Annotated in this window: 24 protein-coding genes; 15 read left to right on the top strand and 9 right to left on the bottom strand. The window is 64.0% G+C overall.

The genetic code is table 11. The annotated features are described in order from the left end of the window. Positions 1 to 8: 8 nt before the first annotated feature. On the top strand, positions 9 to 728 hold the full coding sequence (locus tag AC3A4H_RS00820; protein WP_487764997.1) for a ribonuclease T2 family protein: 720 nt from the start codon (positions 9 to 11) through the stop codon (positions 726 to 728). A gap of 124 nt (positions 729 to 852) precedes the next feature. On the opposite strand, the gene AC3A4H_RS00815 is transcribed toward AC3A4H_RS00820, so the two are convergent. Next, entirely contained in the window at positions 853 to 1,521 is a 669-nt protein-coding gene (locus AC3A4H_RS00815) for an outer membrane protein (RefSeq protein ID WP_487764996.1), read from the bottom strand. Between the two features lie 404 nt (positions 1,522 to 1,925). Here AC3A4H_RS00815 and AC3A4H_RS00810 point away from each other — a divergent pair, with 404 nt between their 5' ends. The 6 genes from AC3A4H_RS00810 to AC3A4H_RS00785 all read left to right on the top strand — a co-directional run bounded on the left by AC3A4H_RS00810 (position 1,926) and on the right by AC3A4H_RS00785 (position 6,706). Beyond that, positions 1,926 to 2,690 carry an SDR family oxidoreductase gene (locus AC3A4H_RS00810; protein ID WP_487764995.1) on the top strand — a complete coding sequence of 255 codons (765 nt, stop codon included), beginning with the start codon at positions 1,926 to 1,928 and terminating at the stop codon, positions 2,688 to 2,690. Continuing rightward, positions 2,687 to 4,768 (top strand): excinuclease ABC subunit UvrC, encoded by a 2,082-nt coding sequence (uvrC, locus tag AC3A4H_RS00805; RefSeq protein ID WP_487764994.1) that lies wholly within the window; start codon positions 2,687 to 2,689, stop codon positions 4,766 to 4,768. Before AC3A4H_RS00810 ends, uvrC begins: the two co-directional genes overlap by 4 nt. 82 nt (positions 4,769 to 4,850) lie before the next feature. Then, positions 4,851 to 5,474: a CDP-diacylglycerol--glycerol-3-phosphate 3-phosphatidyltransferase gene (gene pgsA, locus AC3A4H_RS00800; RefSeq protein ID WP_348778413.1), complete on the top strand. Its 624-nt coding sequence runs from the start codon at positions 4,851 to 4,853 to the stop codon at positions 5,472 to 5,474. Next, on the top strand, positions 5,471 to 5,737 hold the full coding sequence (gene moaD / locus AC3A4H_RS00795) for a molybdopterin converting factor subunit 1 (RefSeq protein ID WP_348778414.1): 267 nt from the start codon (positions 5,471 to 5,473) through the stop codon (positions 5,735 to 5,737). Before pgsA ends, moaD begins: the two co-directional genes overlap by 4 nt. A 4-nt stretch (positions 5,738 to 5,741) precedes the next feature. Continuing rightward, the gene (locus AC3A4H_RS00790; protein ID WP_348778415.1) at positions 5,742 to 6,212 is read left to right on the top strand and encodes a molybdenum cofactor biosynthesis protein MoaE; all 471 of its coding nucleotides are present in this window, start codon (positions 5,742 to 5,744) and stop codon (positions 6,210 to 6,212) included. Between the two features lie 50 nt (positions 6,213 to 6,262). Further along, entirely contained in the window at positions 6,263 to 6,706 is a 444-nt protein-coding gene (locus AC3A4H_RS00785; protein WP_487764993.1) for a YbaY family lipoprotein, read from the top strand. Between the two features lie 103 nt (positions 6,707 to 6,809). On the opposite strand, the gene ndk is transcribed toward AC3A4H_RS00785, so the two are convergent. After that, a complete protein-coding gene (gene ndk, locus AC3A4H_RS00780; RefSeq protein ID WP_348778417.1) occupies positions 6,810 to 7,232 on the bottom strand; it encodes a nucleoside-diphosphate kinase in 423 nt (140 codons plus the stop codon). Between the two features lie 236 nt (positions 7,233 to 7,468). On the opposite strand from ndk, the gene AC3A4H_RS00775 reads away from it, so the two are divergent. Both AC3A4H_RS00775 and AC3A4H_RS00770 read left to right on the top strand, forming a co-directional pair. Next, positions 7,469 to 7,981 (top strand): DinB family protein, encoded by a 513-nt coding sequence (locus tag AC3A4H_RS00775; protein WP_487764992.1) that lies wholly within the window; start codon positions 7,469 to 7,471, stop codon positions 7,979 to 7,981. An 82-nt stretch (positions 7,982 to 8,063) separates the two neighbouring features. Then, positions 8,064 to 9,941 carry an ABC-F family ATP-binding cassette domain-containing protein gene (locus AC3A4H_RS00770; protein ID WP_487764991.1) on the top strand — a complete coding sequence of 626 codons (1,878 nt, stop codon included), beginning with the start codon at positions 8,064 to 8,066 and terminating at the stop codon, positions 9,939 to 9,941. Between the two features lie 5 nt (positions 9,942 to 9,946). Here AC3A4H_RS00770 and AC3A4H_RS00765 read toward each other — a convergent pair whose 3' ends face one another. From AC3A4H_RS00765 to AC3A4H_RS00755, 3 genes are all read right to left on the bottom strand, one after another. Then, positions 9,947 to 10,366 carry a GFA family protein gene (locus tag AC3A4H_RS00765; RefSeq protein WP_487764990.1) on the bottom strand — a complete coding sequence of 140 codons (420 nt, stop codon included), beginning with the start codon at positions 10,364 to 10,366 and terminating at the stop codon, positions 9,947 to 9,949. 94 nt (positions 10,367 to 10,460) lie between these two features. Further along, positions 10,461 to 10,925 (bottom strand): SRPBCC family protein, encoded by a 465-nt coding sequence (locus AC3A4H_RS00760; protein WP_487764989.1) that lies wholly within the window; start codon positions 10,923 to 10,925, stop codon positions 10,461 to 10,463. Further along, positions 10,922 to 11,251 carry an ArsR/SmtB family transcription factor gene (locus tag AC3A4H_RS00755; protein WP_487764988.1) on the bottom strand — a complete coding sequence of 110 codons (330 nt, stop codon included), beginning with the start codon at positions 11,249 to 11,251 and terminating at the stop codon, positions 10,922 to 10,924. The genes AC3A4H_RS00760 and AC3A4H_RS00755 overlap by 4 nt, the downstream gene beginning before the upstream one ends. 107 nt (positions 11,252 to 11,358) lie before the next feature. Between AC3A4H_RS00755 and AC3A4H_RS00750 the strand changes: the two genes are divergently transcribed. Next, positions 11,359 to 13,464 carry a molybdopterin-containing oxidoreductase family protein gene (locus tag AC3A4H_RS00750; protein WP_487764987.1) on the top strand — a complete coding sequence of 702 codons (2,106 nt, stop codon included), beginning with the start codon at positions 11,359 to 11,361 and terminating at the stop codon, positions 13,462 to 13,464. Between the two features lie 5 nt (positions 13,465 to 13,469). Here AC3A4H_RS00750 and AC3A4H_RS00745 read toward each other — a convergent pair whose 3' ends face one another. The 3 genes from AC3A4H_RS00745 to purM are packed head-to-tail and all read right to left on the bottom strand — an operon-like array spanning position 13,470 to position 15,790. Continuing rightward, positions 13,470 to 13,985 (bottom strand): SixA phosphatase family protein, encoded by a 516-nt coding sequence (locus AC3A4H_RS00745; RefSeq protein WP_487764986.1) that lies wholly within the window; start codon positions 13,983 to 13,985, stop codon positions 13,470 to 13,472. Positions 13,986 to 14,018: 33 nt separating this feature from the next. Continuing rightward, complete coding sequence (purN, locus tag AC3A4H_RS00740; protein WP_487764985.1) at positions 14,019 to 14,726, bottom strand: phosphoribosylglycinamide formyltransferase; 708 nt, start codon at positions 14,724 to 14,726, stop codon at positions 14,019 to 14,021. Further along, the gene (purM, locus tag AC3A4H_RS00735; protein WP_487764984.1) at positions 14,723 to 15,790 is read right to left on the bottom strand and encodes a phosphoribosylformylglycinamidine cyclo-ligase; all 1,068 of its coding nucleotides are present in this window, start codon (positions 15,788 to 15,790) and stop codon (positions 14,723 to 14,725) included. Before purM ends, purN begins: the two co-directional genes overlap by 4 nt. Before the next feature lie 225 nt (positions 15,791 to 16,015). Here purM and AC3A4H_RS00730 point away from each other — a divergent pair, with 225 nt between their 5' ends. From AC3A4H_RS00730 to AC3A4H_RS00715, 4 genes are all read left to right on the top strand, one after another. Next, positions 16,016 to 16,573: a CDP-alcohol phosphatidyltransferase family protein gene (locus AC3A4H_RS00730; RefSeq protein WP_487764983.1), complete on the top strand. Its 558-nt coding sequence runs from the start codon at positions 16,016 to 16,018 to the stop codon at positions 16,571 to 16,573. Next, the gene (locus AC3A4H_RS00725) at positions 16,545 to 17,720 is read left to right on the top strand and encodes an AI-2E family transporter (RefSeq protein WP_487764982.1); all 1,176 of its coding nucleotides are present in this window, start codon (positions 16,545 to 16,547) and stop codon (positions 17,718 to 17,720) included. Before AC3A4H_RS00730 ends, AC3A4H_RS00725 begins: the two co-directional genes overlap by 29 nt. Positions 17,721 to 17,732: 12 nt before the next feature. Then, entirely contained in the window at positions 17,733 to 18,434 is a 702-nt protein-coding gene (hdaA, locus tag AC3A4H_RS00720) for a DnaA regulatory inactivator HdaA (protein ID WP_487764981.1), read from the top strand. A gap of 118 nt (positions 18,435 to 18,552) precedes the next feature. After that, positions 18,553 to 19,314 carry a bestrophin-like domain gene (locus AC3A4H_RS00715; RefSeq protein WP_348778432.1) on the top strand — a complete coding sequence of 254 codons (762 nt, stop codon included), beginning with the start codon at positions 18,553 to 18,555 and terminating at the stop codon, positions 19,312 to 19,314. A 30-nt stretch (positions 19,315 to 19,344) separates the two neighbouring features. On the opposite strand, the gene AC3A4H_RS00710 is transcribed toward AC3A4H_RS00715, so the two are convergent. Further along, complete coding sequence (locus AC3A4H_RS00710; protein ID WP_487764980.1) at positions 19,345 to 20,721, bottom strand: GGDEF domain-containing protein; 1,377 nt, start codon at positions 20,719 to 20,721, stop codon at positions 19,345 to 19,347. A gap of 238 nt (positions 20,722 to 20,959) precedes the next feature. On the opposite strand from AC3A4H_RS00710, the gene recQ reads away from it, so the two are divergent. Next, positions 20,960 to 22,756 (top strand): DNA helicase RecQ, encoded by a 1,797-nt coding sequence (gene recQ, locus AC3A4H_RS00705; RefSeq protein WP_487764979.1) that lies wholly within the window; start codon positions 20,960 to 20,962, stop codon positions 22,754 to 22,756. The last annotated feature ends 1 nt before the right edge of the window (position 22,757 follow it).

Genomic DNA, 22,757 nt, shown 5'->3' with positions numbered 1-22,757 from the left:
CGAAGACGATGAAGCCGCTTGGAATTACGGCCGTTGGCGCGAGAGTGGGCCTGGCGCTGCTTGCGCTGGCCGCATTTGCCGCGCCGGCAGTCGGCGATCAGGTCCATGGGCAGGCTCCGCACGCGGCCGCACCGGCGGCCGTTCCCATCGGCAGCGGGTTCGACTTTTACGTCCTGTCGTTGTCATGGTCGCCGAGCTATTGCGCAGCCGAGGGCGACAGGCCAAACAACCGGCAATGCTCGGCCCCTAGGCCCTATGCTTTTGTGGTGCATGGGTTGTGGCCGCAGTTCGAGCGCGGATATCCCGAAGATTGCCCGACAGACCGACCGCGGGTGCCCGGGAATATGGCGCGCGGGCTGCTGGACATCATGCCCGCCGTCGGCCTCATAGGCTACCAGTGGCGCAAGCATGGAAGCTGCAGCGGCCTTGACCAGGAGGAATATTTCGAAGTGCTGCGCGCCGCGCGCGAGAGGGTGAATATTCCCGCAGAGTTCACGCGCCTGCAGAACTATCTCATGCTCGATCCGACGGATGTCGAGCGCGCCTTCCTGCGCGCCAACCAGGGGCTGCCGGGCGACGGCATCGCGGTGACCTGCGACCGGCGCTACCTGCGGGAGGTGCGCATCTGCATGAACAAGGACCTGAGTTTCAGAAGCTGCGACGAGGCCGACCGTCGTGCGGCCTGCCGCCTGCCCAAAGCGGTGATGCCACCAGTGCGCGGCGGCTGAGCCGCAACTCTGCGTGCCCTCGCTGCACCACCTGCAGGAGTTTCTCCTTTGCTTTCCGGCAACAAAAAAGCCGGGCGCTGATCAGCGCCCGGCCTCCCGTCCCGCCCGTTAAGGCAAGTGTATATTAGAACTTCATACCGATGCCGAACTGGACGCGGTGATCGCGAGCGCTGATGTCGCGTGCGCCAGCGCCGGTGTCGAACGCCTTGCTGCCGTAATCGGTGTAGCGGTATTCGAGGCGGCCGAAAACCTGATCGGTGAGCTTGACGTCGGTGCCCACGCCGGCCGTCCAGCCAACCATGGTCCTCTTGTCGGAGCCGATGTCATCGGTCAGCTTCACGCTCTGCGCTGCACCACCTGCGGTGACGTAGGGCAGGACATCCGGGGTGATCGCATAGCCGAGGCGAGCGCGGAGCGAGCCGTTCACGCCACCCTTCACTTCGGTGTCGGTGTTGTCGCCCTTCAGGCCACCATAGCCGACGTCACCTTCAACGCCTGCCACGAAGTTGTCCATCTGGAAGTTATAGCCGGCGAAACCGCCGCCCATGAAACCTTCGGTGTTGATGGTGTTGTTGGCTTCGTTGTCCTTGACGCGGCCGGAGAACCCGTAGCCGAGCGTGACACCGGCATAGGGGCCGGACCAGGTGTTGAGCGGAGGCTCCACCATCGGCGCAGCCGGTGCCGGTGGCACTTCCATGACCACGTCGGCCGCGTTGGCGGGGATCACGCCAGCAAGGGCGATGAGCCCGATAGCAGCCGCCAGGGGCCGCGCGAATTTCAACTTGGCTTCCATTTCTCTACTCTCCTTAGCCACAGCACTAAAATTGCTTCTGTGGGGGACGCTTACGCAGGTTTGGGAGAACCCGGGTGGCGTCTGACAGGGCAGAATGTCGGGGTCAATTGCGGCCGCAGCGTACCTCAAATGGGGTCTTTAGCTGGCGCCAATGAGGCGGAAACGTGACGTTGCGGTCGGGCAACACCACTGCAACGTCCTCCAAGCGACCTCCGGAAAAATGGCCTTTTATCAACCGCTTGCGCTGCCTATATTGAATCGATGAATGAATTTCCTCCGCCGTTGGAGGCGATTTGACGGGCCTCTCGCCACATTGCCGTCAAAGGCGCCAACAGCAATTTACGTCTCAAGCGCCCAATTTGCCCGGCAAGCGAACTCGGCGCATGCAATCAGGGGGTGGACAAATGACAAAAATCGCCAGGACGGCACTGGTCACGGGCGGAGGCAAGCGCATCGGCAGGGCGATTGTCGAGGATCTCGCCGCCCATGGTTTCGCCGTGGCCATCCACTGCAATCGCTCGCGCGCCGAGGCCGACGAACTGGCCGCGTCAGTTGCTGCAAATGGCGGCGAAGCTGCGGTGGTGGTGGCCGACCTGACCGATATGCGGGCCGTCGATGGGCTGATCCGCCAGGCGTCCGCCGCATTGGGCCCGGTTTCGCTACTGGTCAACAACGCTTCCATATTCGAGGCCGACGAAGTCACCGATTTCGAGTGGGCGGTGTGGGATCGGCACTTTGCCGTCCATGTGAAGGCGCCGGTGCTTCTTACGCGGCGCTTTGCCGAGGCCCTGCCGCCGGACGCGGAGGGGCTCGTCGTCAACATCGTCGACCAGCGGGTGCGCAAGCCGACCCCGCGCTACTTTTCCTATGCGCTGTCGAAATCGGCGCTCTGGGATGCGACCCGCACCATGGCGCAGGCGCTCGCCCCGCGCATTCGCGTCAATGCCATCGGGCCGGGGCCGACGCTGCCCAGCAGCCGTCAGCAGCCGGAGGATTTCGCCGCGCAGGTCGAGGGACTGATTCTGAAGCGCGGGCCGTCGCTTTTGGAATTCGGCGCAACGATCCGCTATCTATGGGAAGCGCGCTCCGTCACCGGACAGATGATCGCGCTAGACGGCGGCCAGCATCTTGCATGGCAGACGCCCGATGTGACAGGCATGGTGGAATGAATCCCGCGAATCCCAACCTGAAATCGCTTCACCGTCCCCGGGCGGGCAGAGCCAGCGACGATGTCGCCGGCTACATGCCCGGACATGACGTCGAGGAGGAGGACGTCTCGGAAGCCGAGGCCACATCGGCGGCGCCCGAGTCTTCCTTCACCGCGCTCGACTGGACCGCCAACGCCGGCGACACCGAGGGCAAGGTGGGGGCGGAGGTTATCCAGGTTCTGGTCAAGCGCCTGCCCAATGCGCCCGGCGTCTATCGCATGATGAATGCGGCCGGTGACGTGCTCTATGTCGGCAAGGCGCGCAACCTGAAGAAGCGCGTGAGCCAGTATGCCCAGGGCCGCTTCCACACCCAGCGCATCGGCCGCATGGTGCGCGAGACCGCGACCATGGAATTCGTCGTCACCCGCACCGAGATCGAGGCGCTGCTGCTGGAGGCGAACCTCATCAAGCGCCTGCGGCCGCGCTTCAACGTGCTGCTGCGCGACGACAAGTCGTTCCCCTATATCATGCTGACCGGCGATCATCCGTCGCCCGGCATCTTCAAGCATCGCGGCGCGCGCTCGCGCAAGGGCGACTATTTCGGGCCCTTCGCGTCTGCCGGCGCGGTCGACCGCACCATCAATTCGCTGCAGCGCGCCTTCCTGCTGCGCACCTGCACCGACTCCGTGTTCGAGAGCCGCACCCGGCCGTGCCTGCTTTACCAGATCAAGCGCTGCTCGGGCCCCTGCACGGGCGAGATTTCGGCCGAGGACTATGCCGAACTGGTGTCGGAGGCGAAGGATTTTCTTTCCGGCCGCAGCCAGAAGGTGAAGACCGAAATCTCGACCGCCATGCAGGAAGCGGCCGAGGAACTCGACTTCGAGCGCGCCGCGATCTACCGCGACCGTCTGGCGGCGCTGAGCCACGTGCAGAGCCACCAGGGCATCAACCCGCAGTCGACTGAGGAGGCCGACGTCTTCGCCATCCACCAGGAAGGCGGGCAGGTCTGCATCCAGGTGTTCTTCTTCCGCACCGGCCAGAACTGGGGCAACCGCGCCTATTTCCCCAAGGCCGACCCGGCAATGGAGGCACAGGAGGTGCTGGGCTCGTTCCTGGCGCAGTTCTATGACGACAAGCCATGCCCGCGCCTGGTGCTGCTTTCCCACGCGGTTGAAGAGCAGGAGCTGCTGACGCAGGCACTCGCAACCCGCGCCGGCCACAAGGTGACGATTGCCGTGCCGCAGCGCGGCGAGAAGAAGGACCTTGTGGACCACGCAGCCCAGAACGCGCGCGAGGCGCTGGGGCGCCGGCTGGCCGAGACCTCGACACAGGCGCGGCTGATGGCCGGCATGGCCGAAACCTTCGGTCTGGAGAATGCTCCGGTGCGCATCGAGGTCTACGACAACTCGCACATCATGGGCACCAACGCCGTCGGCGCGATGATCGTGGCCGGGCCGGAAGGGTTCGTGAAGAACCAGTACCGAAAGTTCAACATCCGCTCCACCGACATCACCCCCGGCGACGATTTCGGCATGATGCGCGAGGTGATGACCCGGCGCTTCTCACGCCTGCTCAAGGAACACGGCGACGCCGTGGATGGGGCGGGGGAGGCCGATGCGGATGAGGTGTCGAACGGCGCTTTCCCGGCCTGGCCGGACGTGATCCTGATCGACGGTGGGCAGGGCCAGATGACTGCGGTGCGGCAGATCCTCTCCGACCTCGGCATCGAGGACAGGGTGGTGGCAATCGGCGTGGCAAAGGGCGTCGATCGTGATGCCGGCCGCGAGCGGTTTTTCGCCAAGGGGCGCGAATCCTTCACGCTTCCGGTGCGCGATCCCGTGCTCTATTTCGTGCAGCGCCTGCGCGACGAGGCGCACCGCTTCGCCATCGGCTCGCACCGCGCGCGCCGCAAGAAGGAGATGACGCGCAACCCGCTCGACGAGATCAGCGGCATCGGGCCAACGCGCAAGCGTGCGCTGCTTTTGCACTTCGGCACCGCCAAGGCGGTCAGCCGCGCGGCGGTCGAGGATCTGGTGGCGGTGGACGGCATTTCGGAGTCGATCGCGCGGATTGTTTACAATCACTTCCACGACAGTTGAACGTTTGCGCTATTAATGCGCTATTAGAAGCGGCGCTTGGCCGGCGCGTCCACTTGGTTGACCCCCTATGCAGGTATCTGATGTGACTACGAAGGTTGAAAGAAGCGGGAATAAGAGGGGGAAGCATGCGTTCAACCTTCCCAACATTCTGACATATGGCCGCATCCTGGCGGTGCCGCTGATCGTGCTGTGCTTCTTTTTGGAAGGCCGACTGCGCTCAAGCGACTTTGCTCGTTATTCCGCATTGGCGCTGTTTCTGGCGGCGAGCATCACTGACTATTTCGACGGCTATCTGGCGCGCGCCTGGCAGCAGACCTCCAATATCGGCCGCATGCTGGACCCCATCGCCGACAAGCTCCTTGTCTCGACCTGCCTGCTGCTTCTGGCGGCCGACACGGATCGCACCATCGCTGGCTGGACGCTCTGGGCGGCCATCATCATCCTTTGCCGCGAGATCCTGGTTTCGGGCTTGCGCGAATATCTTGCCGCACTGAAGGTCAGCGTGCCGGTGACGCAGCTTGCCAAATGGAAGACGACGATCCAGATGATCGCGATCGCCTTCCTTTTGCTGGGGCCGGCCGGCGACAAGATCGTGCCGTACTGGACACAAGTAGGCATAACGCTGCTCTGGATTTCCGCGATCGTCACGCTCTATACGGGCTATGACTATTTTCGTGCCGGCGTGAAGCATATCATCGAAGAATGACACAGAACCCGACCAAACTCGTCTATTTCGCCTGGGTCCGCGAGCGCATCGGCCTGCCGGAAGAGGAAGTCGCCTTGCCGTCCGAGGTGGAGACGGTGAGCGATCTGCTGCATTGGCTCAAGGGCCGCGGCGAGGAATATGAGAACGCACTGCAGTATCCGGACGTGATCCGCGTTGCCATCGACCAGGAGCATGTCGACCACGGGGAAAAGATCGCAGGCGCGCGCGAGATCGCACTGTTTCCGCCCATGACCGGGGGCTGAATCCATGCCGGCCGTCGTGACGCCCGATGTGCGCATCCAGCGCGAGGATTTCGACATCCAGTCCGAGATTTCGCGGCTGACTGGCGGGCGTGCGGATATCGGCGCGGTGGTGACCTTCACCGGGCTGTGCCGTGACGAGGCAGGGCGGTTGGCTGCTCTGGAACTCGAGCACTACCCAGGCATGGCCGAAGCGGAGATTTTGCGAATTGCCGCCGAGGCGGTTTCACGCTGGCCGCTACAGGGGCTCACCGCCATCCACCGCTATGGCAAGATCGCACCGGGCGAGAACATCGTTCTGGTCGTGGCGGCTTCGGCGCACCGGCAGGCAGCATTCGAGGCGGCGAATTTCCTGATGGACTATCTGAAGTCGCGCGCGCCGTTCTGGAAGAAGGAGCACCACGCCGACGGTTCGGAAGGCGGCTGGGTCGACGCCAAGGAAGCAGATGACGAGGCGGCGGCGCGCTGGCGCCGCTGATCCTGGCCGCAGGAAGCCAAAGTCAAATCGCCGCGCGAGGAGGCGATGTCATGTTGAGCAGGCTTGCTAAAATCCTGATCTTCGGCCTGGCACCGCTGGTGGCGGGCGCGCTCATCTTGCCCGCCCGATCGATGGCCGAGGACAAGACCGTTACCGGCGAGGTGCTCTACCGCGAGCGGATTGCGCTGCCACCAGGCGCTGTCCTCACCGTGCAGCTGATTGAAACGTCCCCCGCCGGCGAACCTTCAGCAATCATCGGCCAGCAGGTGATCCCGAATCCGCAGGTGCCGATCAAGTTTGAGTTGCATTTCAACCCGCTGGCCGTTCGGCCGACGGCCACCTACCTGCTGGAGGCAACCATCAGCGTCGATCACACGCTATGGTTCGAAAACAACAGCCGCTACGAGATCGACCCGCTCACCGCCGGTCCTCAAACTTTGCTGGTCGAGATGCTGAAGAAGCCAGGTGCCGAGGATAGTTCGAAAAGGCCATGAGCGGGGCTGCCCCGGATAACGCGCGGCCAAGAAAAAAGCCGGAGCGTTCGCCCCGGCTTTTCAATGAAATCAGGTGCTTGCACCCGAATTCGGATTCAAGATTTTAGCCGACGATCTCGGTGTCGGAGAACCAGTACTTGATTTCCTGGGCAGCGGTCTCGGGAGCATCCGAGCCGTGCACCGAGTTTTCGCCGATCGACAGGGCGTGGACCTTGCGGATGGTGCCTTCCTCGGCGTTGGCCGGGTTGGTGGCGCCCATCACTTCGCGGTTCTTGGCGATGGCGTTCTCGCCTTCGAGGACCTGCACGACCGTCGGGCCCGACGACATGGACTCGACCAGTTCGCCGAAGAAGGGGCGTTCCTTGTGCACGGCGTAGAAGCCTTCGGCCTCGCGGCGGCTCATCCAGACGCGGCGGGAAGCGACGACGCGCAGGCCGGCATCTTCGAGCATCTTGGTGATGGCGCCGGTGAGGTTACGGCGGGTGGCATCCGGCTTGATCATCGAAAACGTGCGTTCGATCGCCATGGTATTTCCTTTTGAAGATGGGGTGGAGATGGTGGCGGACCCTATACAGGGCGTCTGCCATATTGCCAAGGGTCAGGAGGCCCTTTGCGACCGCAAGCAAGCCCCAATGCGTGCTTTTCCAGCGAGGCGTTTCCCCGACGCCTCACTTCCGGGTGTGAATAATGGTAATCGGAGCTTCACGTCTCTGGGGTTAGATATGGTTGGTATTCCGTCGTCTGCACGCTGAAGGAAAATCCATGAAACAGCATTTCATGATGTTTGCGGCCTACAATTTCTGGGCCAACCAGCGCATCTATGAAGCGGCCGCAAACCTGACCGAGGAAGAGCTGCGCCGCGATGTTGGCGCCTTTTTCAAGTCAGTGCTGGGTACGCTGAATCACCTGCTGGTCGCCGACCGGATCTGGCTCAAGCGCTTTACCGGCGAGGGCGACGCCCCCTCGCAGCTTGACGCCATCCTCTTCGACGATTTCGACAAGCTTCGCGCCGCCCGCCAGGCCGAGGACGCACGGATCGTGGCCTGGATCAGCAGCCTGAGCGACCAGGCGCTGGCCGGCCGTTTCAGCTACATGACAGTGACGGACATGCGCACGATCTCGCAGCGCCTCGCGCCGGCGCTCGCGCATTTCTTCAATCATCAGACGCATCACCGCGGCCAGGTTCACATGGCGCTGACAGCGCTCGGCGAGCCCTCCGTGCAACTCGATCTGATTGCCTTCCAGCGGGCCGAAGAAGGTCGCGCCTTCGCCTGAGTTTGGGCAGTTTTAAGTCTGGCGCGGCCTCGTCAGTGCGCTGGGCCTTGCGATCCGCAAAACTCCGGTGCAAAAGCCCGCAATGCTTATCATCAACGATCTTTCCATCCGTATCGCCGGACGCCTGCTTCTCGACCACGCTTCGCTCACGCTGCCGGCGGGAACGAAGGCGGGGCTCGTTGGCCGCAACGGCACCGGCAAGACGACGCTGTTCCGGGCGATCACCGGCGACCAGCCGACCGAGACGGGCTCGATCAGCCTGCCGAAGAACCTGCGCATCGGCCAGGTGGCGCAGGAGGCGCCGGGCACCGAGGAGCCGCTGATCGACATCGTGATGAAGGCCGATCTGGAGCGCGCAGCGCTTCTGGAAGAGGAAAAGACCGCGACCGACCCGCACCGTATCGCCGAAATCCATGTGCGGCTCGCCGACATCGATGCGCATTCGGCCGAAGCGCGCGCGGCGACCATTCTCGCCGGTCTCGGCTTCGATGACGAGGCGCAGAAGCGCCCGGCTTCGTCCTTCTCCGGCGGCTGGCGCATGCGGGTGGCGCTGGCGGCGGTGCTGTTTTCGCAGCCCGACCTGCTGCTGCTCGACGAGCCGACCAACTATCTCGATCTCGAAGGCACGCTGTGGCTGGAAAACTACGTGTCGAAATATCCGCACACGGTTCTTCTGATCAGCCACGACCGCGACCTGCTCAACCGCGCTGTCAATTCGATCGTCCATCTCGACCAGAAGAAGATGACTTTCTGGCGCGGCGGTTACGACCAGTTCGAGCGGCAGTTGGCCGAGCAGCGCGAGCTGCAGGAAAGGGGCCGCGCCAAGCAGGAGGCGGCGCGCAAGCATCTGCAGTCCTTCGTAGACCGCTTCCGCGCCAAAGCGTCCAAGGCCCGGCAGGCGCAGTCGCGCATCAAGGCGCTGGAGCGGATGAAGCCGATCGCGGCTCTGGTCGAGGACCACGTGCGGCCGTTCAGCTTCCCCGAGCCGGTGAAGACCGTGGCCTCGCCCATCGTGGCGCTGGACGGCATCGATGTCGGCTACCAGCCGGGCAGCCCGATCCTGCGCAAGATGACGCTTCGCATCGACAGTGACGATCGCATCGCGCTTCTGGGTGCGAACGGCAACGGCAAGTCGACCTTCGCCAAGCTGCTGGCCGGCCGCCTGAAGGCCGAGACGGGCACGGTGACGATTGCGCCCGGCCTCAAGGTTGCGATCTTCGCGCAGCACCAGCTCGACGACCTGCGGCCGGAGGAAAACGCCTACGAGCATGTGCGCCGGCTGATGCCGGACGCGCCGGAGGCAAAGGTGAGGGCGCGCGTCGCCCAGTTCGGCCTTTCGACCGAGAAGATGAACACGCCGGCCAAGGACCTCTCCGGCGGCGAGAAGGCGCGCCTGCTGATGGGGCTTGCAGCCTTCGACGGGCCCAACCTGTTCATCCTCGACGAGCCGACCAACCACCTCGACATCGATAGCCGCGAGGCGCTGATCATGGCGCTGAACGATTTCCCCGGCGCGGTGATCATCATCAGCCACGACCGGCACCTGCTGGAGGCGACCGCCGACCGGCTGTGGCTGGTCAAGGACGGCACGGTGAAGCCGTATGACGGCGACCTCGAGGACTATCGCACCATGGTCACCGGGGTATCCGTGGATCGCCGCGAAAAGCGCGAGGCGAAAGAGACCTCCAAGGCCGACCGTCGCCGCGAGGCGGCCGCCCGCCGCGCGGCAATGGAGCCGGTGGCCAAGGAAATCCGCGCCACCGAGGCGCTGATGGACCGCATCCGCAAGCGCATCGACGCGATCGAGGATCAACTGGCCAACCCGACCCTCTACGAAAAGGACCCGACAGCGGCCACCCAGCTCGCCAAGGAACGCGCACAACTTACCTCCTCATTGTCCATGCATGAGGACAAATGGCTGGAGTTGTCGGCTGAATATGAGGAAGGGATGGCGGAGTAGGGGGCTTACCCCGCCGCCGGAGGCATGCGGGCGAAAGCCGGTAGCGCCGGGTCGATCCGGTCCCAGTCCTGTGCCGTCTCCGTCCAGAGCACCATCTGCGGTCGATAGCGCTCCGGCTCGTCCAGTGTGCCGGCCCTGACCACGAAGATGTCCGGCACGTCGGGAAACAGCATGTAGACGGGCGTGCCGCAGGTCTGGCAGAAGGCGCGGCTCTTCACCACGCCTTGGTCCCCGGTAAAGTCGAAGCTCCGAGCTTCGCCATGCAGTGTGGCGGCTTTACGTGGGAAGGCAAGGTAGGAGCCGTGCCCAGTGCCGCTGTCCCTCTGGCACTGCCGGCAGTGGCAGTCATTGGTCATGATGGGCTCGGCCGCCACCTCGTAGCGGATCGCGCCGCAGGCGCAGCCGCCGGTATAGGCTTTCGTCATGTCTGTTCTCCTCCGGTCAGGGCGGGGCGTAAGACATCCCTCGCCGAGCGGTTCCCGCCCGGTCGCTGGACAAATACTCCGCCCGCGTTGTTGATCAGTTCAGATCGTCGGTGATGGCGCGCAGCCGCGGCACCACCTTGTTCCAGCCGCCACTCATGTTGCGGAAGGCGGTCTCGTTGCGCGGCATCTCGAAGCCTGCATGGGTGAGCGTTACGCGCGTTCCGGCTTCTGTGGGTTCGAGAGCCCAGGTCACGACTGTGTCGAGCAACGATCCGTAGCCGTCATTGCTGTCGTGCCCGCCCTTCCAGGAATAGGCGAAACGCCGGTTCGGTGCTGCCTCCAGCACCTCGCAATGAATGGTGCCGTCCCATTGGCCGGCCGGCGTGGTGTGGAAGGTGAAGCGGCTGCCCACCACGGGCTCGAAGCCGACCGGCTCCATCAACCAACGCGCGATAAGCGCGCCGCTGGTCAAGGTGTTCCAGATCGTCTCCGGCGCGTGCGGAAACACCTCCTGCACCACGATGTCCCGCGTGTCGGATTTGTGCATGGTATCGGTCATGGGTCGATTTCCTTGAGCAGGGTTCTCAGGTCGGCGAAGCGATCGCGCCAGAACATGCCGTAATGGCTCATCCAGTCGAACAGCGGCGCCAGTCCTGCGGGTTCGGCGCGATAGTAGACGTTGCGGCCTTCGGGGCGTTCGACCACCAGCCCGGCGTGCTTGAGCGACTTCAGATGCTGCGAGATTGCGCCCTGGGTAACGCCGCTGCCGCGGGTGAGCTCGGCAACGGTGATCTCGTCGGTGGACACGATGCGTTCGAACACGGCCCGGCGCGTGGGATCGGCCAGTGCGCGCATGACGGTCGTGATGGGTGCGGTCTCGATCATGGAAGACAAATTAGTGTACGCTTATCGATTAGTCAACACTAATTGGTTGCAGCCAAACCAGATTGGTGGCTCTATTCCGCGCCGGCAAATAGGCATAAACAGGCGCCATGAACCAGCACGCCCCGATCCGAATTGGCCACTCGGCCTGCCCGCATGACTGCCCGTCCACCTGCGCGCTGAACGTCGAGCTTCTGGCGCCGGATCGCATCGGGCGCATCCACGGCGCCAAGGACAACAGCTATACGGCTGGCGTGATCTGCGCCAAGGTGGCGCGCTATGCAGACCGCATCCATCATCCCGACAGGCTGCTGAAGCCGCTGGTGCGCGCCGGCGCCAAGGGGCAGGGGCAGTGGAAGGAAGCGAGTTGGGAAGCCGCACTCGACCTCGTCGCCGAAAAGTTCATCGCGGCGGAAGAAAAATACGGTTCCGAGACGGTCTGGCCTTACTTCTATGCCGGCACTATGGGCTTGGTGCAGCGGGACGGCATCGAACGCCTGCGCCACGCCAAGAAATATTCCGGCTTCTTCGGCTCGATCTGCACCAACCTTGCCTGGACCGGCTATGTTCTGGGCACCGGCGCGCTGCGCGGCTCGGACCCGCGCGAGATCGCCAAGTCGGACTGCGTGGTGATCTGGGGCACCAATGCGGTCGTCACGCAGGTCAATGTCATGACCCATGCGGTGAAGGCCCGCAAGGAGCGCGGCGCCAAGATCGTCGTCATAGACATCTACGAAAACGCCACCATGAAGCAGGCCGACATGGGCCTGGTGCTGAAGCCGGGCACCGATGGCGCGCTGGCCTGCGCGGTGATGCATGTGCTGTTCCGCGACGGGCTTGCCGACCGCGACTATCTCGAAAAATACACCGACGACCCGAAGGGGCTCGAGGCGCATCTCGCCACGCGCACCCCTGAATGGGCGGCCGCGATCACCGGATTGTCGGTCGAGGAGATCGAGGCCTTCGCACGACTGGTCGGCACGACGAAGAAAACCTTCTTCCGTCTCGGCTACGGCTTTTCACGCCAGCGCAACGGCTCGGTCAACATGCATGCGGCGCTGTCGATCCCGGCGGTCACCGGCGCCTGGCAATATGAGGGCGGTGGCGCGTTTCACTCCAATTCGGGCATCTACAAGCTCAATGGCGAGCTTCTGGAAGGCACGAAGCTGCGCGACCCGAATGTCCGCTATCTCGACCATTCCCGCATCGGGCCGGTGCTGACAGGGGCGGAGGACGCACTCTATGGCGGGCCGCCGGTCACGGCGCTGCTGATCCAGAACACCAACCCGGCGAACGTCGCGCCCGAGCAGCGGCTGGTCGTGCAAGGGTTTATGCGCGAGGACCTTTTCACCTGCGTGCACGAGCAGTTCATGACCGATACGGCCAGGCTCGCCGATGTCGTGCTGCCGGCCACCATGTTCCTCGAGCATGACGACATCTACAAGGGCGGCGGCAACCAGCACATCACGCTCGGCCCCAAGCTCATTGACCCGCCGGTGGGGCCGCGCACCAACCACTATGTCATCGAGGAACTGGCGAAGCGGCTGGGCGTGGCGCATCTGCCGGGCTTCGGCCTTACCGAGCGCCAGCATATCGACCATATGCTCTCCAAGCGCGGGCTGGGCGATTTCGACAGCCTGAGGGAAAGCCGCTGGGTGGACATGCAACCCGAGTTCGAGGATGCGCATTTCCTGAATGGCTTCGGGCACTCCGACGGCAAGTTCCGCTTCAAGCCGCAATGGAACGGCGGCATTGCGCCCAACAAGCCGCCCAAGAGCATGGGCATATTCGGCCCGGTGAACCAGTTGCCGGAGTTCCCGGATCACGTCGACCTGATCGAGGTGGCGGATGCGGAGCATCCGTTCCGACTGGCGACCTCGCCCGCGCGCAATTTCCTCAACTCGACCTTCGCCGAAACGCCGGTGTCGCGCGAGAAGGAAGGGCGGCCGGAACTGCTGATCCACCCCGACGACGCTGCGACGCTTGGCGTGGCGACCGGGGACCGCGTCGAGGTCGGCAACCATCGCGGCGAGGTGGTGCTGCACGCCCGGCTGTTCGACGGCATCAAGCGCGGCGTGGTGATCGCCGAGGGCGTCTGGCCGAACCACGCGCACGAGCGCGGCGAGGGCATCAATGTGCTGACCGGCTCGGACGCGCCGGCACCCTATGGCGGCGCAGCGGTGCACGACAACAAGGTCTGGGTGCGGGCTGCCTGACTTCGTCAGAGTTCCTTCGGCCGCAGCAGATGGGTGAGGCGCGCCTCGCCCTGTCCGAGCTCGTTCCACGAACCATCGAATTCCAGCCTGGCCAACCCGCCGGTCGGAAGTTTCTTGCGCAGCTTCTGCAGGATTGCCTCGTCGGACCCCTGGCCTGCGAGGCGCAGTGCCAAGTCCTGCAGTCCCGGGTTGTGTCCGAGCAGCATGAGGGAATCGACCTTTTCCGGCACGTGGCGCAGCTTGGCCAAAAGTTGCTCCGCAGGCGTTTCATAGAGCGCTTCGGAAAATGTCGGCTTGGGTAGATGCTTGGTCTCGGCCTTCACGAGCTTCCAGGTTTCTCGCGTGCGGGCCGAGGGCGAAACCAGCGCCATCTGCGGACGCCATTTGAGCTCTGCGAGGGCGCGGCCGATGCGCGGCGCATCCTTGCGGCCTCGCGGCGCAAGCGGGCGGTCGAAGTCGGAAACGCCTGGTTCGTCCCAACTGGACTTGGTGTGGCGCAGAAGAAGCAGTTCCTTCGTCATGCGATGGCTCCGCGTCGGTGGGCGCCGGCTGTCCTATGGTGTGATGCGGGCCAGCGCCTCAAGATCGATCGGCTTGTCTGCCGGGCCGGGGGAGGTCAGCGTTCCGCCCTGGTCCGCTGCCTCGAAGTTGGAGAATACGGTTCTGCCGTCTTCCATGCGCGCCTTCTCCTCGGCCACCAGCCGAAGCGCCATGGGATACAGCTCGTGTTCGGCCTTCAGCACGCGGGCCGAGAGCGCCTGCTCGTCGTCGCCGATCAGCACCGGCACCGCAGATTGGGCTATGATCGGGCCGTCGTCCATCTCGGGCGTCACGAAATGCACCGTGCAGCCATGGATGCGCTGGCCGGCGGCAAGCGCGCGTGCATGGGTGTCGAGCCCCTTGAAGGAAGGCAGCAGCGCAGGGTGGATGTTGATCATCCTTCCCTGCCACCTTTCGACAAAGGCGGGCGTCAAAATCCGCATATAGCCGGCAAGACAGACGATTTCGGCGCCGAAACCTGCCAGTTCCGCGTCTATGGCGTCGTCATGCGCCTGCCGGCTCGCGAAGTCACCGCGAGAGACGATGCGCGTGGCGATGCCCTTGGCGGCCGCTAGCTGCAGACCGCCGGCATCGGCCTTGTCCGAGATCACGCCGACGATTTCCGCCGGAAAGGCACTGTCTTCGGCTGCCTCTATCAGCGCGGCCATGTTGGAGCCGCGCCCGGAGATCAGGATGACTGTGCGCTTCCGGTGCTGGGTCATAGGGAGATGTTCCCGCGATAGATGACGCCGGTGTCGCGGCGCGGCACGATGCGGCCGATGGGCTCGACCTTCTCGCCGGCTTCCTGCAGCACCGCCGCCACCTGGGCGGCCTGTCCGGAGGCCACGACCATGATCATGCCGATGCCGCAGTTGAAGGTGCGCATCATCTCGTCCGGGGCGACGCCGCCCGTCCTGGCAAGCCAGGAGAATACCGGCGGCACGTCGATGGCGTCGAGGTCAAGCTCGGCCGAGAAATCGGCCGGCAGCACGCGCGGAATGTTGTCGGGGAAGCCGCCGCCGGTGATGTGCGCCAGCGCCTTGATGCCGTGCGTGTTGCGGATGGCGCGCAGCACCGACTTCACATAGATGCGGGTCGGCTCCAGCAGCGCCTCGGCGAGCGTCTCGCCTTCTTCGGAGAAGGGCGAGGGGTCGGTCCAGGCCAGCCCGCTTGCCGCTACGATGCGCCGCACCAGTGAGAAGCCGTTGGAGTGGACGCCGGAAGAGGAAAGGCCGAGCAGCACATCGCCTTCCACGATGTCGTCGGTGGGCAGAAGCTGGCCGCGTTCGGCCGCACCCACCGCAAATCCGGCAAGGTCATAGTCCTTGTCCTGGTACATGCCGGGCATTTCTGCCGTTTCGCCGCCGATCAGCGCGCAGCCGGCCTGGCGGCAGCCCTCGGCAATGCCGCTGACGATTGCCGCGCCCTGGTCGGGGTCGAGCTTGCCTGTGGCGAAGTAGTCGAGGAAGAAAAGCGGCTCCGCGCCCTGCACGACCAGGTCGTTGACGCACATGGCGACCAGGTCGACGCCGATCGTGTCGTGCTTGCCGGCCTCGATTGCGATCTTCAGCTTGGTGCCGACGCCGTCATTGGCGGCGACCAGCACGGGATCGGTGAAACCGGCTGCCTTCAGGTCGAACAGTCCGCCGAAGCCGCCGATCTCGCCGTCCGCGCCTGGCCTGCGGGTGGAGCGCACCAGCGGCTTTATCTTCTCGACCATCAGGTTTCCGGCATCGATGTCGACGCCCGCCTGTGCATATGTGAGCCCGTTCTTCTGCTCGCTCATGGCCGTTCCTCTGGACAATGCTGATGGGGCCGCGTGCCGCGACTAGCATAACATGACATGGCCGGGCTCTTCGCATGAACCATCCGGCCTCGCAAGGACAGCGGCCACACAGCCACACATTTGCGGCGGAAAAACGTGGCGGGAATCCTGTCCGCGTGTGGCATCTTGCAGCCGGCGATGCTCTCGACCATGTATCGGGATCGAAGTGAGGGAGACTATGGCGTCGTGACGGTTCCGAACGTGATCACGATTCTGCGGCTCTTGCTGGTGCCGGGCGTGATCTACGCCTTGCTCTTGCGCCGTACGGATTGGGCATTCGCCGGCTTTATCGTCGCTGGCGCATCGGACGCTATCGATGGCTTCGTGGCCCGACATTTCAACCAGCGCTCGGCCCTGGGCTCCTATCTCGACCCTATGGCCGACAAGCTCCTGCTGGTCAGCGTTTTCGTCATGCTGGGTCTCATGGGGGAACTGCCGCTCTGGCTGGTCATTGCGGTGGTCTCGCGCGATGGGCTCATCGTGTGCGCGGTCGTGTTGTCGACAGTAATGGGCAACCCGGTGGCGATGAAGCCGCTCCTGGTCTCGAAGGCCAACACCGCGGTGCAGATCGTGCTCGCCGCAGTGGCACTTGCCGAGCTGGCGTTCCAGACCCAATACGGCCCCGTCCGGCTCGTGCTCATATTGCTCTCTGGGCTCTTGACCGTCACTTCGGCGGCAGCCTATCTCGTGGGCTGGCTCAGGCACATGAACGGCTATGGCAAAAGCGAGACTCCAAACGGTTGAAGTGACGCAGGAGGAAGCGGCGGCCGCAGTGTTCCGTCGGCAGGTCCGCTTCTGGATCGTCGCCGCCGTCGTGCTGGCCCTCTTCATCTACCTGTTCAGCGGCATCCTGCTGCCCTTCGTGGCGGGCATGGTGCTGGCCTATTTTCTCGATCCGGTGGCCGACAGGCTCCAGCGGCTCGGCCTCTCGCGGGTCATGGCGACCATCCTTATTCTCGTCGCCTTCGTCATCGTTCTGACGCTGGCCCTGGTCATTCTCATTCCGATCCTCGCCACTCAGCTCGCCGACTTCATCGCCAAGCTGCCGGAGTATCTTTCCCAACTGCAAGGGCTGATCACCAGTTTCGATCCGCAATGGATCGAGCAGCGATTCGGCGTAAATCCCAACAGTCTGCGCGAGGGGCTCAATTCGCTGCTCACCACGGGATTCGGGTTTATCACCACGGTTTTCCAGTCGATCTGGAGCTCCGGCGTGGCGCTGTTCTCCATCGCCAGCCTGTTCGTGGTTACCCCGGTGGTGGCGTTCTACATGCTGCTCGACTGGGACAGGATGATCGCAACCGTGGACAGCTGGATTCCGCGCGATCATGTCGACACGGTGCGGCAGCTCGCCACCGACATCAACACCGCCACAGCCGGCTTCGTGCGCGGGCAGGGCACGCTCTGTCTGGTGCTTGGGATCATGTACGCGGTCGGGCTCACGTTGACCGGCCTGAAGTTCGGCGTGCTGATCGGTCTGTTTTCCGGGCTCATCAGCTTCATTCCCTATGTGGGATCGCTGGTCGGGCTCGTGCTGTCCGTGGGGCTTGCCTTCGTCCAGTTCTGGCCGGACTGGCTCATGGTGGTGGCAGTGGCTTGTGTATTCTTTGTCGGCCAGTTCATCGAGGGTAACATCCTGCAGCCGCGTCTTGTCGGCAAGAGCGTGGGCCTGCACCCGGTCTGGCTTATGTTTGCGCTGTTCGCCTTCGGCGCGCTGTTCGGTTTTGTCGGGCTGTTGATCGCCGTGCCAGCGGCTGCGGCGATCGCGGTACTGGTACGTTTCGGGATTAGCCGCTATCTGGAGTCGCCGCTCTACAGGGGCCACGCCGAGGTGACGCAAGCCAAGGCGACCGACCCCGCCCAGGACGGCGACAGCACGACCGATCGATAAATTGCCAAGACCATGAGCGAACCGGAAAAACCGCGCCAGCTTCCCCTCGACCTCGGCCATGCCACGGGCTATTCGCGCGACGACCTTGTCGTGTCGCAGGCCAACGCGCAGGCGGTGGCGCTTGTCGACCGATGGCCCGACTGGCCGTCACCTGTGGTGGTGCTGGCAGGGCCGGCGGGCTCGGGCAAGTCGCACCTGGCCACCGTGTGGCGCGAAATTTCGGGCGCGATTTCACTCGATGCGACTGACATCGAGCCCCATGTGGCTGCAGTGGATGGCTCGCGGCCTGTGCTGATCGACGATGCCGACCAGGGGCCGCTGGATGAGACGGGCCTGTTTCATCTGATCAATCAGATACGCGCCACAGGCACCACCCTTCTTCTGACGGCACGGCGTTTTGCCGGCGGCTGGGGCGTGACCTTGCCGGACCTTGCCTCGCGGCTGAAGGCGGCCGCGACCGTCGAGATTTATGAACCTGATGACCTGCTGCTGGCCGGCGTCATCACCAAGCTTTTCGCCGACCGCCAGATCGAGGTCGATCCGGCCGTGGTGCAATATCTCGTCCGCCGCATCGAGCGCTCGCTTTCGACCGCAATCCAGGTCGTCGATCGCCTCGACCGCGCCGCGCTCGAACAGAAGACCCGCATAACCAGGGCTCTGGCGGCCGAAGTGATCAACGCCGCCGACGAAGGGCAGGCCGAGTTCGAAATCTAGGGCGATGTGACCGGTCAAGGCGGCCGCCGACCGGTCGATTGCACCAAGGAACTCAGGCTGGACGACACACCCTGAATCGGGCAGGAAACAGGACCGTAGATCTTCGGGAGGGACTTTATTGCACGACTTTTTTTCCTGGTCCGCCGCGGCTTTGCTGGGTGCGTTTTCCGCCTTCGGGTTGTTGTGCTTCATCATTTCGCTCGGACTGCTGGAATATTTCCGAAGGCGGGCGGCAAAGGTCCCCGAAACCATCCCCGTCGCGACTTTTGTCAGCACCGTTGCCACGGCCTGGGCGCTGGCGCTTGGCTTTGCAGCGGCCGACATCTGGTCGTTCAAGGCACAGGCCGAGCAGGCCGCGAGCGAGGAGCGCTCCTGCGTCAGGCGGCTGGGGGGCATGGCAAGCGCCGACGCTCTCGACGCGCCGGCGATGATGCAGGCGCTGAAGGCCTACAAATCTGCGGTGGAGCAATATGAGTGGCGGATGTCATCCAACCGCTCGCCTTCGCCCGAGGTGGACGATGCGCTGCAGAAAATTCGAGTTGCCATCATCCAAATTGCCAAAAACGGCGCGCCGGGCTCGCTGATCGCCAAGATGACACAGGATTTCGACGAACTGCAGGATGCCCGAAACAAGCGCCTGGCCATCGGCAGCAGTTCGGTCAGCGACTACAAATGGTACCTGGTGCTGTTCCTGACCTTTCTGTCCATGGTCACGATAGCGTCGGTTCACGCCGATCGCCCCAGGGCGGGCCGCAATGCGTTGAGCATCTTTGCCATTGCGGCGGTGGTGAGCCTTTGGATATTGGCGGTGCATGCCCACCCCTATGCGGGGCCGACACGCATCGAATTCGAATCTGTCAGCTTCACGCTGCCCAGCTGACGCGCAGGAGGCGGAACGGCTTTCGACCGGCTATTCGCCTCCGACCTCGATCCGATTGCGACCGCCGGCCTTGGCCCGATAAAGCGCCTTGTCGGCGATGTCGACCAGATAGGCGTAGTCCGGGTGCCCGCGATGCGTCGCCACGCCAATGGATACGGTCGAGGTCAGCACGTTTCCGTCGGGCAGCTGAAGCTGATGTGCCAGGAACTGGGTGCGGATACGTTCGGCGATCTCCACGCCTCTGGTCTCGGGCGTCTCGACAAGCGCCACCAGAAACTCCTCGCCGCCATAGCGGAACACGAAGTCGCTGAGCCTCACATTGTCCATGATCACTTCTGCGATCTGGCGCAGGACGACGTCCCCGGCGGGATGCCCCCATTTGTCGTTGATCTGCTTGAAGTGATCGACGTCGATCATCAGTAGCGTCAATGGCGTGGCCGATGAATTGGCGAGCGAGATTTCGCGGCTGAGGATCGAAGGCATGAAGCGCCGGTTAAGCGCCTTGGTCAGCGGATCGCGCGCGTTCTCCATGCCCGCGACGCTCTGGAACATGTCGCCCAGAAGATATTTGATCTCGTCTATGGTCTTCTGCAGCCGGCCGACCGCCTGCTGCAGCCGTTCGTCGTTGCTCGACCTTGCCTCGTCGATCTTGGGCAGGAGCACGCTGTCGATCTGCTGGACAGCGTCCTCTATGCTCTCCAGCGAAGGCGAGCCCTGGAACATCATGCCGGCCCGGTGCCGCAGCCACAGCCCGAAGGCAGACTGCGAGATCCGCTCCAACGGTGCTCCCTTGGCAGCGCCGAACAGGCTGAAAAGAACTGATTGGCTCCACTCCATGAGTGCGGCGCGCTGGCTTTCGCGCTCGATGCTCACATCCTGGCCCAGCGACGCCAGTCGATACGCCTCATCCACCTGGGCGCGCCTGGTGGTGCCGCTCACATAGGCCTGGCTCATGCGGCGGATGGCATAGTCCACGATTTCGCTGAGCAGCATCAGCGCCGTGGTCACGGTCCTCTGCTCCGCGTTCAGCTTCAGCAGACGTTCGCTGACGCCGCTCTTGAGCATGCTCGCCCCGGCCATGACCAGATGGATGGGGATCTTGATCCTGGCGTGAATCTCGCCGATCTGCTTCTGGCGCTCGTCGAACGCTTCCAGCCCGTCTTCGGGATCGACGTTCAGCAGATCCAGCAGCCAGTTCCTCAACGAATTGCTCAGGCGCTCCTGAACCACGGAATGGCTGAGGAAAGCGGACGCCTCGCTATCTTCCAGGAAGGCGCTGTAGAAGAGATCCACCAGATCCTCTGCGTGCGCGTCGATGACGAGCGACAACAGTTCGCGCGCCTCGGACCGGGCGGCAAGATCGGTCGTTTTCCAAAAGGTCAGTCCAATCCCACAATTGGGAGTCATGATGCACTCCTGCATATCCGTCGCCTCCGCTAAGCTCCGGAAGCACCAAGCGCAAGAGGGCAGTACGCCGCGTGGACAGGCATGTTGGGAACAACGATTCTGTTCGACGCGCAGCCGCACCCAAGGAGCGGCGGCAGCGCTCCGAACGCCGCCCGCGACGCCCATGGGGAGATAAATCCCCGGTGACAGCGAGTGGGCTGCTATGAAGGGCTTTCCATGATTCTCCGTGCTGCCACCGATGACCACCGCCCTCGAAATCCTCAAGACAGTCTTTGGCTATGATGCGTTCAGGGGACCGCAGGCGCGCATCGTCGAGCATGTAATTGCCGGCAACAACGCCTTCGTGCTGATGCCGACGGGCGGCGGCAAGTCGCTCTGCTACCAGGTTCCCGCGATCGTTCGTCCCGGCATGGGGCTCGTCGTTTCGCCGTTGCTGGCGCTGATGGCCGATCAGGTGACGGCGCTGCGCCAAGCTGGGGTGCGGGCGGCGGGGCTCAACTCCGACCTTTCGCCCGACGAGCGCCGCATCCTCTGGCGCGATATCCGCGCCGGCGCGCTCGACCTCCTCTATGTCGCACCCGAAACGCTGCTGCGGCCGGACGTGCTGGAGTTGCTGGATGGTGTGAAGCTGTCGCTGATCGCCATCGACGAGGCGCACTGCCTGTCGCAATGGGGGCACGATTTCCGTCCTTCCTATCGTCAGCTCGACGCGGTCGTGGCGCGCTTTGCCGGCACCCCGCGCATGGCGCTCACTGCCACGGCGGACGAGCCGACGCGCGCAGAAATCCTGTCGCATCTCGCCATTGCCGAGACCGACGCCTTCATCGCCGGTTTCGACCGGCCCAACATTCGCTACGCCATCGAGGAAAAGGACAATCCGCGCGCGCAGCTCAAGGAGTTTCTCAAGCGCTACGAGGGCGAGAGCGGTATCGTCTATTGCCTGTCGAAACGCAGGACCGAGGAAACCGCCGCCTGGCTTCAGGGCCTCGGCTACGACGCGCTCGCCTATCACGCCGGCATGGACAAGGCGGCGCGCGAGGCTAACCAGATGCGGTTCCAGCATGGCGAGGCGGTCATCATGGTCGCCACCGTCGCCTTCGGCATGGGCATCGACAAGCCGGACGTGCGCTTCGTCGCCCATTTCGACCTGCCGGGCAGCATCGAGGCCTATTACCAGGAGACCGGTCGGGCCGGGCGCGACGGCCTGCCGTCCGATACGCTGATGCTCTACGGCTACGAGGACATCGCGCTGCGCAGCCGCTTCATCGAGGAATCGGAGGCGCCAGACCAGCGCAAGCGCATGGAGCGGCACAAACTCGATGCGCTGCTGGGACTGGCCGAGACGGCGGGGTGCCGCCGACAGGTTCTGCTGTCCTATTTCGGCGACCATTGCGAACCGTGCGGCAATTGCGACACCTGCGCGGAGCCGCCAAAATTGTTTGACGGCACCATCGCGGCGCAAAAGGCACTGTCGTGCATCTACCGCACCGGCGAGCGTTTCGGGCAAGCCTATATTGTCGACGTGCTGCTGGGCGTGGAAAACGAGCGCATCGCCCAGTTCGGCCATGACCGCATCTCCACTTTCGGCATCGGCACCGAGCACGACAACCGCACATGGCGGGCGATCCTGCGCCAGCTGATCGCCCTACGGCTCATCGACGTCGACCTCGCCGGCCATGGCGGCCTGTCGATCGCGCCCGCCGGCCGCGACTTCCTGCGCGACAAGCCGACGCTGATGCTGCGCGTGCCGGCGCCCACGCGCGCCAAACGCGGCAAGGTCGCGCGCAGCACGGCGCAATCCCCCGTCCCCGATGCGGACCATGACCTGTTCCAGGCACTGCGGCGCAAGCGTACGGAAATGGCGCGCGCGCAGAACGTGCCACCCTATGTGATTTTCCACGACAGGACCCTGATCGAGCTGGCGGCGGCGCGACCAACGTCCCGTTCCGAGATGGCGAACGTGCCCGGTGTCGGCGAAGCCAAGCTCGACCGCTACGGCCCAGCTTTCCTCGCCGTGATCGCCGAGCACGCGTGAC

The organism is Pseudaminobacter sp. Soil_N_29, assembly GCF_057656055.1.
This window is presented reverse-complemented; position numbering and strand designations above follow the sequence as displayed.